This window comes from Chitinophaga sp. 01L420 (assembly GCF_056399985.1).
Window position 1 is genome coordinate 12,409 of sequence record NZ_JBFTSK010000052.1, and the last position, 11,929, is coordinate 24,337.

Consider the following 11,929-nt stretch of genomic DNA (forward strand, 5'->3'; position numbering starts at 1 on the left):
TTGATTTGTTATATTATTTATTCCGTTAGCCTTTATGAAAACAATGATCCTTATCCCGGTGCTGCAGATGTCTTGTTGTTTGAGGTTCATAGTGGATGATAGTCCTGATCGACATTGGCTATAATTTTCTAGTGACTGTTGTTTTAAATGCTTAAAGCAACGTGTCCCTGTACCAGCAATTGTGATAGGCCACCCCAAGGGCCTGTTAATTCCTTAAGACATTAAGACCAGATACAGTATGATAAAAAGTTTACTCCGTGCAGTAGTAGGTATAATGGCAATGGCTTTATATGTTGAAAGTGGACTTGCGCAATCTACGCCCCCCGAAATTTCGGCCATTCTGCCTCCGGTGACCCCTCCGTCGCCAAATGCAGCCTCTCTTGGTACATTTGGACAAGTACCTGTTTCTCTTTTCAATGGATTGCCTCAAATCTCCATTCCACTTGGCAATGTTACACTTGACGAGGTAAATGTGGATATCAGCCTAAGTTATCATGGTGGGGGCATTAATCCGGAGCAACATCCTGGCTGGGTGGGCCTGGGATGGAATCTAAATGCTGGTGGCGCCATTACCCGTAGAGTAAATGGAAGGGTGGATGAAAGCCTGGATCCCAATCCTCCGGAAACAAAATTCAATTATTACAATAACTTCAATCAACTAGATATCAGTAATTGGTATACATCCAATAATCTGAACCTATACGGGCCTTATAACCCCACAATTTTAGGCGATCCGGCTCCGGATGAGTTTATGTTCAATTTTGGGAACTACTCTGGTTCTTTTTACTATGATCATAAAGGAAAATGGCAGGTAAAATCGGAGAGCCCGGTGTACATGAAAGTAGAAGAAGTACTGGGCACTGACTTTATTTTAAAGGCATTAGAAACAACCATTTCCAGTGACCTTTCCATAAAACGTATTTTCTATAAATTTACCCTTACCACACCTGATGGTACTCAGTATATTTTTGGAGGAGATAAGGATGCCATCGAGTTTACCAGGAACGTGAACCCCTCTGGCGACGGGCTTTATCACAATAATGTTGTTGCCACCACCTGGTACCTGACACAGATCATTACTAAAGTCGGGCGGAAAATAAATTTCAAATATAAGCGGGAAGATATTATTGCTTCACAATCTTCTTCTTCGGTCATCTTTTCGTATAACGAAAACGGCGCCAATGTGAAAAGCTCTACTAATCCATCCGCCAAAAGCATTAGTGTCATCAACCCTTGTTATCTCAATGAAATAACGGCGCCTTCACAGAGAGTTGCTTTTGAAATGGACCACAGTATAGAATTACCATACAATTTTGAACAGGCAACACTGGATCTTTTAAAAGGATATGAGGATTTTAAAAATACCCGTGTCAATGTAAATACCCTATTTAAATGGAAGCAATTGGAGATCATAGAATTTTATTCTACTGGTAATACGTTGCTGAAATCAGCGATCCTCCGGTTTTCCAACGATGCAAATTCCCGCCTGATGTTAAAAGGCGTTGATAAGACCAATACCCATTACGATGCAGTGGAATCCTATCAGTTTGATTATGACACCACATCGCTGCCACCCTATAATGCGCAAAAAAATGATCACTGGGGATATTATAACGGCGTGAATTTCTTCAATAGTAAGCCCAATACGTATACCTATACGAAAGCAGATATACCAGATTATATTGCCAGCAGAGCACCGAATGCTACACTGATGAAGGCAGGTGTATTAACAGGTATCAGATATCCCACAGGAGGCTATACGAAGTTTGAGTACGAACCTCATGCCTATCATCTCGTTGCAAAGCGTTACCCCTTTACTGTTGATAGTGTGAACGGCAACCTGCCATGCGGGGGATTGAGAATTCGAAAAATAACAGATACCGCATTTCCTGGTAGTGTACCGGTTGTAAAAGAATACTTCTACGTAAAGGATTATAACCTGGGAGGAAACGTATCCAGTGGTATTTTGGCAGGCAACCCGGTGTACCTGGATGAAGGAAGTAAAATAGTCAATGGTAAAACCATCAGCTATTGGTACTGGTATGATTATGCCATACAGCCATTAAGTAACACCAATGGTAACCACATTACTTATAGTGAAGTAGTGGAGAAATCGGCAGATGGGAGTTATGTTATCAATAACTACGCTAATCATGATCAGGCCCAATATCTGGATCAAGCTATGTTAGGTGGCATTTATCCAATATCGGATGTATGGAACCTGGATCCCAATACCAGCATGTCACTAGATAGAGGGAAGGTGCTAAGAAAGCGGTATTTTAAAGCGAACAAAACATTGATAAAAGATACTAAGTATGAATATGATGAGTCAGCCGCCCGGTATAATAATAATGTACGTATTATAAATCTGTCTCTCCGGAATTACGGATTTGCACGCGATTTCAGAGCCACCGCTTACCTGATTTACACGTTCCCAAGATACCTGACAAAGGAAACTGATATTACCTACGACCAGAATGGCGCCAACCAGGTAAGTACAGTCAACAGCTATACATACGATAACCTGTACCGGTTGCTGAAATCGTCTACGCTGGTTGATAGTAAAGGTCATAGCCGGACAAATGTCTATAATTATCCACCTGATTATGCCCCTCTTCAATCAGATAATCCCACCGTTTATACAGAGATGTTGAATCGGAATATGATATCAACTCCTATAGAAACGAGTAGTGCTGTTAATTATAGCGGAAGCAATAAAGTAACGGCGGCCCGGTTACAGTTGTTTGCAAAAGATGCCGTATCAGGGGATATTCTTCCGGCAAAAATATTGTCGTTGAATATCAGCAATCCGATTACGGATTATACGCCAACAAGCATCAATACCTATACAGAAGTAATAAACGGAGTGACCAAAAAAACAGAGAAACTGGTATACGATAACCGGTTTGACACGATCATATACTTTGATAAATATGATACCAGCGGCAATCTGCTACAGATGCACAAATCAGGAGACCAGAACATTTCTTTTTTATGGGGATACAATGGACTATATCCTGTTGCAAAAGTAAGCGGAAGCGATTATACCACTATAAGCGGGATGGTGAATAGTGATACGCTGCAAAACCCTCCGGGAGATCTGGTACTGAGAGATAAACTGAATAATATACGTAAGAATATACCTGCGCCGGCCATGGTATTCACTTACACGTACGCTCCGATCACCGGCGTAACCAGTGAAACAGATCCTGCTGGTAAAACCACCTATTATGAGTATGATAACTATCAACGATTAAAGCGGATAAAGGATCACGATGGGAAAATCCTGAAAGAATATGATTATCAATACCAGGCCACATTGACTCCCAACTGGAAAACTACCGGCAGAAAAAACTGTATAACAGGAACGGGCGGATATTTAACCGGTGAACAGCAGCAGGAAGAGCAGGATATTAATCCATATAGCTATACTTATGACTCTCTTCGATGGACAAAGAAAGCCAGTCCTGATTGCCCGGTGGTGGCTGATTGGCGTGCTACAGGCGTTAAACGCTGCGCGACGGATGGATTTGATCATTATACAGGAGAGGAACTGGCAGAACAAAAAGACCTGAATCCTTACAGTCCCACCTATAATACCACTAAATGGCTCAGTAATGGTCAAACTGCTGCCTGTAACATTACGCCCAACTGGCAGCCCACAGGTAACTACAGTTGTTTACTGGACGCCTGGGGAAGCAATACGGGCAATCAATCCGTACAGCAAAAAGACATGAATCCTTTAAGTGTTACCTACAACACTACCCAGTGGGTGACCAAACCCGGGGGTAGTACCTGTCCTGTAATACAGGGATGTGTGGGATTAGGCTACAGAGCAATAAAGAATGTCTGCGAACATGGTACCGTCACCGTCAGTGGTACTATTATCCAGGATGTTCCAAGAAAATGGAAATGCACATTTACTATAAAGTATAGCTATGGCCCTAATGAAACGGTAGAAACCTTCAGTTCCGATGAATGCAGGGTAATAGAAGACTAAATGCATGATATTATCATTCATCGTATTTAAGGCTAATTCGTTATAGAAAACATTATAAAGTATTTGGTATGTCAGGAAATAAGATATCCGCTTTATTTATAATTATCTTGCTGCTGCCTGCCAGGTTGTTGGCGCAGCAACCCAGTACTACTCCCCGTGTCACAGGTGTGCCGGTAACTGCACCGGCAGCCTATACTAATATGGTTCTTAACTATGTGCGTGTTTGGGAACCCAGTATGCCAACCGCCGACCCGGATGCAGTAGAACAGGCAAATGATATTAAGAAGGTGAAGCAAACGACTCAGTTTTTTGACGGTCTGGGACGCCTGATACAAACTGTTAGTAAAGGAGTTAGTATCAGTGGTAAAGATCTGGTGAGTCCTGTCGTATACGATTCGTTGGGCAGAGAACAGTTTAAGTACCTGCCTTACATACCACAAAGCGACAGTAGCAGCGATGGAAGGTTTAAAAACAATCCCTTTGTTCGTCAACAGCAGTTTTATCAAAATAAGACTTTGATGCCCGGTGTCGACGGTGAATCTGTTTATTATAGTCGTATTGATTATGAAGCATCCCCCTTAAATCGTGTGATGAAAACATATGCGCCTGGTAACAGTTGGGCAAAAAATGATTTGTCTACCGTAGAAAGAGGAGGGAATCATCCGGTTGAAAACCAGTATATGGTTAATACCGCAGCAGATTCCGTAAGACTGTGGGATCTGTCAGCCACTGGCCTTATTCCCACCAGCGACAGCATATACCGGCCAGGAACATTGTATAAAAATATCCTGATTGACGAAGCGGGAAATCAGATAGTTGAGTTTAAAGACAGGGAGGGTAAGATACTATTAAAGAAAGTACAGTTGGTGACTACGCCTGGCGCTGCCCATGCAGGATGGTTGTGCACCTATTATACATATGATGATATGGGGAATCTCCGTTTTGTCATTCCCCCCAGGGCGGTAGAAGCCATATGGAGCAATTGGATAATCAGCAACGCTATTGCTGCAGAACTTTGCTTTATTTACCGTTATGATGGTCGTGGACGAATGACGATAAAAAAAGTGCCGGGAGCAGATTCTACAGAAATGGTATATGATCGGAGAGACCGGCTGGTATTCTCCAGAGATGGTAACATGAGATGGCAGAATAATTGGATGACCACCTTCTATGACGATGCCAACCGGCCTGTGATGACAGCATTATATAAGGCGCCAGGCAGTACCCGTAGCAGCTTACAAACAACCATGAACACAGCCGCTGCCGCAACACAATCTATCCCCTATACTTTGCCAGGCGTAGCAGATCTGGCATTGAACGCCTATGATGGAAAGCCTCTTTACGAGGCTACCAACAGCATTGTTTTACAGGATGGATTTGATACAGGCACAGGGGCCGAAACAGTCCTGCAGATTAACACCAGTCTGAAAGGAGGAGTCATTACCGTGGCTGCTACCAATCCCTTACCTAATATTCCCCCTGCCGCTTTAACGCCACTTAGCTATACCTTTTATGATAATTATAGCTATTGGGGCAAATTAAACTATGATAATAGTGATATTGCTAAAGTGCAGGCCGGTAGTAATCCTTATCCTGAACCACTACCTGCCGTGGAAAGCAACATGACCAAAGGCAGGGTTACCGGAGGAAAGGTGTATGTGATGGGAGTCAATCAATGGTTAACCACCTCTACTTACTATAATGACAAAGGCAGGGTTATACAAACGTTATCTGATAATCTTGGTGGAGGAAAAGATGTTTCGAATACGCTCTATGATTTCAATGGAAAAGTGTTAAGTACCTATCTACGGCATAAAAACCCGCGTAGTGCCGGTACGCCACAAATTACCCTGTTGACCATGCTGCATTATGATGCAGCCGGCAGAATGGATTCCGTTAAAAAAAGAATCAACGACCAGGATAGCTTACTGAGAACCATCGCATTGAATAGCTATGATGAGCTGGGGCAGCTTAACAGTAAGCGTTTGGGAGTTAACGCGGGTGCTGAGATGGAAACCCTGAGTTATGAATACAATATACGCGGTTGGCTGAAAGGAATCAATAAAGGGTATGTGAATACGTCAAACAGCAGCAGCAATTGGTTCGGGGAAGATTTGAATTACGATTATGGATTTACCGCGGACCAATTTAACGGCAATATAGCTGGTGCAAAATGGAAAACTCCTTCCAGCGGTATTGCACGTGCCTACGGTTATAGTTATGATAAAGCCAACAGGTTGACAGTGGCAGATTTCTACCAGAATACCAGTGGAACTGTTTGGGACAGAAATGTGATAGATTTTTCTGTGAGTAATCTTACTTATGATGCCAATGGAAATATTCGTAGCATGACCCAGAAAGGAATGATTGGCACCAGCTCCAGTGTCATTGATCAACTTAGCTATACTTATGCGGCTAATAGTAACAAATTAACAACGGTATCTGATCCCACCAATACCGCCTCAGAAAAACTGGGTGATTTTATTGATGGCAATAAAACGGGTGCCGATTATCGTTATGATACCGTCGGAAATCTTATTCAGGACCTGAATAAAAGTATTAATAGTATCACCTATAATCATTTAAGTCTGCCGGATAGCATTCTTATTACCGGTAAAGGAAAGGTGAGTTATTTGTACGATGCAACAGGTCGAAAGCTGAGAAAGACGGTTACAGACAATACCGGCTCCCAGCCCAAAGTAACCACCACCGATTATATAAATGAAATGGTATACAGCAATGATACCCTGCAATTTATAAATCATGAAGAAGGACGTATCAGGACAGTGATGAGTACAGGGAAACCAGTTGGTTATGCCTATGATTACTTTATAAAAGATCACCTGGGGAATGTTCGAATGGTGCTGACAGAGCAAAAGAATCTCAGCATTTATACTGCCTCCATGGAGCCTGCCAAAGCTCCTGTGGAAACAGCGTTGTTTAGTAATGTGACAGAAACACGGGTAAACAAACCGGTAGGATATCCCTCAGATAATACTACCGGACAGAATGAATTCGTAGCCAAACTGAATGCCAGGTCAGACAGTAAAAAAATCGGCCCTTCCCTGGTATTGCGCGTAATGGCAGGAGATACTGTCCAAATAGGAGCCAAGGCCTTTTATAAATCCGCCGGTCCACAAAATGAGAATGCTTCTTTAGTGCCGGCAGAGGCTATGCTGGCAGACCTGCTACAGACATTTTCCAGTGGTATTCAGTCTGGATCAGATCATGGCGCTACCTCCGCGGATGCCCAAACACCCTTCAACAGTAATTTCTACAATAATGACTACCAACGCCTTAAGGACAAAGATCCAGACAAGCAAAGAACCGATAAACCTAAAGCATACCTTAATTTTGTTTTGTTCGATGATGAGTTTAAATTAGTAGAACAGAACAGCGGTGTTAAACAGGTAAAAGGAGAACCGGATCAGTTACAAACACTGGCTCAAGATAAAATGGCGATTACCAAAACGGGCTTTCTGTATGTATATACCAGTAATGAAAGCACACAGGATGTATTCTTTGACGATGTAACGGTAATGGATATCCCAAGCCCGCTTCTGGAGGAGACGCATTATTATCCGTTTGGGCTGACCATGGCTGGGATTAGTTCCAATGCGTTGAAGGGAGCGAATTATGCGGAGAATAAATATAAGTTTAACAAAGGATCAGAATTGCAGAGTAAGGAATTCTCGGATGGTGCTGGTCTGGAACTGTATGCAACGCCGTTGAGAAGTCTTGATCCTCAGTTGGGTCGGTGGTGGCAAATTGATTCCAAGCCTGATTATGCACAAAGTGTTTACTCGGCTATGAGTAATAATCCAATTTTGTTGAACGATCCATTGGGTGATTCGTCAGTCATTCCCTGGTCAGCGAAAGCCAGCCAATCGCCTGTTAATTTATTGAAACCTTTAGGGACAGGGAATAGCATAGTTAAGAATGGAGCAAACGAGGAGAATAAAGCAACTATCCGCACTAATAATAGTGGAACGATTGGTAAAGATGTTTCAACAACCGTGAAGCAAACCGGGGATGATGGCAGACCTTTAATAGGCAATACAACCACACATAAGGTGGTAACCAAGGAGGCAACTTTGTCATCTGGCATACTTGGGGATAAATTTACATATGCCCATTCAGGGGGGATGGTTTCTGGTAAGGATGGACGTATTTTTTCGACGGACTTGTCTACCAATAAGGGGGCACCGGATGGGGCCTCTATGACCTTATTCAGTACAGTTACGCTGGGCGCGAGTACTGATCTTTCACTTTCAGCAGGGGTCAGTGTTCTAGGATATGAGGCACATTTGAGCATTGGTGTGGGCGTTGGCTTAGGGCAAATAGGAGGCGGGGCAAGCCATACAGACGAGAATAATTTTGTTTCTGGTGGAGATTTAACGTTGCGTCCAGGTTTGGGGACTTTAGGCGCAATATTTCTTGTGCCAAAATTTGTTTTTTAAATGAAAACTGATTGATATTTTATGTTGAAAAATAAAAGAGACGTTGTCCGTGCGATAGCAATTGTGCTCGGAATTTGCTTTTTAGGCTTTGCTATATTTAATCTTATAATGAAAGTCGAACACTCATCTGCAGATAATCCTGTGCATACATATTCAATTAAACCCAAAGATTATGATTTAGTCAACAATAAGTACGTGAGCGGGTTGCAAGGAGGTATAGCTTATCAAAGTAGCAATAGAAATCCAGTTACTCTCATCCCTTTTGGTAAATCTTATTCTTTAATTAGCTATAAGATTGATTTGATTAAAGGTACATCATGGAGCAATGTATTGGATGTTACTTTAAAAAGTGTAGAGCGTACTAATATGGAAGTATATACAGTAATTAGCGAAAATATTTTTTACCGCTTTGAGTATCATGATGCACCGACAAAATCGGTTTCCAAAGTTTATTTAACTCTTTCAGGAGATTCATTGCGGACTGTGGTGACAAATGACAGTATAGTAAGTTATCATTTGTTATGCAATAATTTCTCGATAAAATATAGTGAAAATGAAGCTGTTGATATTTTTGTAGTTGGGAATGAGAAAGCGTTTGGTGCTACAACTGTTATTCCTATGGATCTATTATTCCTGAAACGGGATAATGCAGTATATTTAATGATTATGACTCCGAATGACCCTAAGTCAGTCATATCACCTGAGCTATTGTATAATCTTGTTACAGGAAAAGGATAATCTTTATTCGAGGAGCCGCTATTATTATCCGTTTGGACTGACGATGGCGGGGATTAGTTCATTACAAATTTTAAAGTGATGAAAGTTTTTAAATGGCTTATTCTAGCTCTAATTCTATTTATTATAGGCGTAAATTTTTATTTAACGATTATTGGGAATAGACCCTTTGATAAAATCGGATTCCTAGTATTGTTATTGATTATGATTGTGATTGTGTTGCAGAGAAGAGGAGGGGTTTATTGGTGGTTAGGTTTTTTAATATGTTTTTACGGGCTATATAATTTAATGTTTATAAGCGTTAAGGCAGCAGAAGCAACTTCTATGGAGTTTACAGCATCATTGAATTATTTAATCTTCAAAAATAAGATGGGTTTTTTAGTGCGCCATGTAATTAGGCTAATACCCTTGTTTTTTTATTGTTCATTTTTACTTTTTTTATTGTGTAAGCCTGGGAGGAGGTATTATTTTGATAAATCTATTACATCCTAATGATTTACGCGCGGAACGAGAGCGAAATAAATGTGGTTTGCAACAAAAAAAAGGAGAACTGATAATCCAATAAGATTTATGGCTCCTTGGTTTCAAGAAAGTAGCTTACTGCATCATATTTTCTCTTTGTAATAAGACTGTGTTACCTCAATCACACCCACAATATGATCATTGAACTCCTCCAGTTCTTCTGCAGGTACCCATAATTCATTATGTATTTCTCCGCCTACATTTTCAACGGCATAACGTTGCAGGAAATCACTGTCTACCGAAAACTTCGTAACAAAGCCTGCATCATACGCCGGTACATTCCATTCCACAGATATCTGTATGGCATATGCCTCATTCATAACGGGATAGAAAATGGGCTGATCCGGTCTTCTGGGAGGAAATCGCTTCCAGCCTGATTGTTCTATTAACACCAGTTCATCTGGTCCTACGGGTCGGTAAAGGGTGGTTAACTTCATTGGTATATTTTGTCTAATTTTAAAGACGAATATAGGCAAATGAGCACAAAAATCAGTAAACCCGAGATCCCGCAGTATGTGTTGAACGACTTCCGTCACCTGCACCGTAAGGAAGACGATACTTCTGACTTCGGGTATAATAACCTGGAAGCAGCCAAACGTATTCCGGGATTTGAAGTGTATTCCAGCGAAGGATTGCGGCCTGCATTGGGGCCGCTCAAATCCGATTTTTACCGGATCAGTATTACATTAAGTGGTAGCGTGGATGTACAGTTGGGACTGGAAAAGTTTCAGCACAGGGCGGGCACGTTGAGTTTTACCTTTCCGGGGCAGGTATTCAGCAAGGATAATATCAGTGCAGATACTTTTGGCTACTATATTTTATTTAATGCCGATTTCCTGCAAGACATTATTCCTGCCGGTAAAATAYCGGTAGAATTTCCATTTTTCGACTATTCCGGTGTGCCTTTTATACAGTTGGATAAGGCCGCCATTACAGCAGTAGCGGATTTTGTAGGTAAGATAAATGAAGAATTACGGCATCATAAATCCGGATGCGAAAAGGCGGTGCGGATGTACCTGTACCTGTTGCTGCTGGAAGTAAAAAGGAGCTATGTAGCGCAGGAGTTGCACCTAACGGCTACAGATACACGAAATACCTACCTGGTGCCCCGGTTTAAGAAACTGGTCAGCCAGCATTTTCTCGCTAAGAAAAAGGTAGCAGATTACGCGGCTTTGCTGGGCGTTACCCCAAATCACCTGAACCGTACGGTGAAAGAGGTAACCGGGCATACGGCATCTGCTGCCATTGCGGATATGCTGGTGCAGGAGGCCAAAGCGGTATTGCGGTATACAGATATCGCCATTTCAGAAATCTCCTATCAACTGAACTTCAGTGACCCTGCGGGTTTCAACCGGTTTTTCCGGGAGCAGACAGGACAAACCCCGTTGTCGTACCGTAAAAATGCATAATTGGGTTAATACAATGCATAATACAGATAACATCGCATCGGCTTTTATGCCCCAACTTTGTGTACATAAAAGATAACAATATGTCTACCACATTTGAAAGTAAGAAAGTAATTATTGCAGGCGGTTCTACCGGCATAGGGCTGGCTACCGCTGCATTACTGGCCAACGAAAAAGCGAATGTAACTGTTACCGGTCGCTCTGCCGCCAAGCTGGCAGATGCAGCCAAAGCGAATCCCGGCATACAGACTGCGGCGATGGATAGTAATAACCGGAAAGAGCTGGATGCGTTTTTTAGTGCGCAGGGAGGTATTGATCACCTGGTGATTGCGTTGAGTGGCGCTAAAGGAGCAGGTAAATTTGCAGACCTGTCTTTGAAAGATTTACGCGAAGGCTTTGAAGGCAAGTTCTGGCCACAACTGAATACCCTGCAGGCGGCGTTGCCTTATATCAATAAGGGCGGCAGTATTACCCTGATTACGGCTATTTCAGCGATATCACAGGCGCCGGGCGTATCCGGTCTGGCGGCGATTAATGGTGCGTTGGAATTAATGATCCCTTCTATTGCCAAAGAAATCCAACCCTTACGTATCAACGCCGTTTCTCCCGGGGTCGTTAATACCGGCTGGTGGGATTTTCTGCCGGCAGATGCCAAAGCAGATACCTTTGAAACCTATGCTTCCCAAACACCGGTAGGCAGGGTAGGAGAGCCTGGAGATGTAGCAGATACGATCCTGTTCCTGATGCGGAATGGTAATATAACAGGTACGGTAATACGTTGTGATGGTGGGTTAGCGTTGTAAAAA

The 11,929-nt window shown here is 42.3% G+C and carries 6 protein-coding genes; 5 read left to right on the plus strand and 1 reads right to left on the minus strand.

From position 1 onward, the window contains the following. The first annotated feature begins 238 nt into the window (after window positions 1-238). The 3 genes from AC1DP6_RS31610 (at window position 239) to AC1DP6_RS31620 (ending at window position 9,198) form a co-directional block, all read left to right on the plus strand. Window positions 239-4,000, plus strand: coding sequence for an RHS repeat domain-containing protein (locus tag AC1DP6_RS31610; protein WP_477058445.1), 3,762 nt, complete (start codon window positions 239-241; stop codon window positions 3,998-4,000). A 68-nt stretch (window positions 4,001-4,068) separates the two neighbouring features. Continuing rightward, the gene (locus AC1DP6_RS31615) at window positions 4,069-8,460 is read left to right on the plus strand and encodes a DUF6443 domain-containing protein (protein WP_477058446.1); all 4,392 of its coding nucleotides are present in this window, start codon (window positions 4,069-4,071) and stop codon (window positions 8,458-8,460) included. Window positions 8,461-8,481: 21 nt separating this feature from the next. Then, window positions 8,482-9,198, plus strand: a complete 717-nt coding sequence (locus tag AC1DP6_RS31620) for a hypothetical protein (RefSeq protein WP_477025584.1) — start codon at window positions 8,482-8,484, stop codon at window positions 9,196-9,198. Between the two features lie 602 nt (window positions 9,199-9,800). Here AC1DP6_RS31620 and AC1DP6_RS31625 read toward each other — a convergent pair. Continuing rightward, window positions 9,801-10,154 carry an ADP-ribosylation/crystallin J1 gene (locus AC1DP6_RS31625; RefSeq protein ID WP_477058447.1) on the minus strand — a complete coding sequence of 118 codons (354 nt, stop codon included), beginning with the start codon at window positions 10,152-10,154 and terminating at the stop codon, window positions 9,801-9,803. A 39-nt stretch (window positions 10,155-10,193) separates the two neighbouring features. Between AC1DP6_RS31625 and AC1DP6_RS31630 the strand changes: the two genes are divergently transcribed. Continuing rightward, window positions 10,194-11,126: a helix-turn-helix domain-containing protein gene (locus AC1DP6_RS31630; RefSeq protein WP_477058448.1), complete on the plus strand. Its 933-nt coding sequence runs from the start codon at window positions 10,194-10,196 to the stop codon at window positions 11,124-11,126. 80 nt (window positions 11,127-11,206) lie between these two features. Beyond that, window positions 11,207-11,926: an SDR family oxidoreductase gene (locus tag AC1DP6_RS31635; RefSeq protein ID WP_477022745.1), complete on the plus strand. Its 720-nt coding sequence runs from the start codon at window positions 11,207-11,209 to the stop codon at window positions 11,924-11,926. Window positions 11,927-11,929: the final 3 nt, after the last annotated feature.

Coding starts and splice junctions, on each gene's coding strand:
- AC1DP6_RS31610 (WP_477058445.1), top strand. CDS start 239: ATGATAAAAAGTTTACTCCGTGCAGTAGTAGGTATAATGGCAATGGCT.
- AC1DP6_RS31615 (WP_477058446.1), top strand. CDS start 4,069: ATGTCAGGAAATAAGATATCCGCTTTATTTATAATTATCTTGCTGCTG.
- AC1DP6_RS31620 (WP_477025584.1), top strand. CDS start 8,482: ATGTTGAAAAATAAAAGAGACGTTGTCCGTGCGATAGCAATTGTGCTC.
- AC1DP6_RS31625 (WP_477058447.1), bottom strand. CDS start 10,154: ATGAAGTTAACCACCCTTTACCGACCCGTAGGACCAGATGAACTGGTG.
- AC1DP6_RS31635 (WP_477022745.1), top strand. CDS start 11,207: ATGTCTACCACATTTGAAAGTAAGAAAGTAATTATTGCAGGCGGTTCT.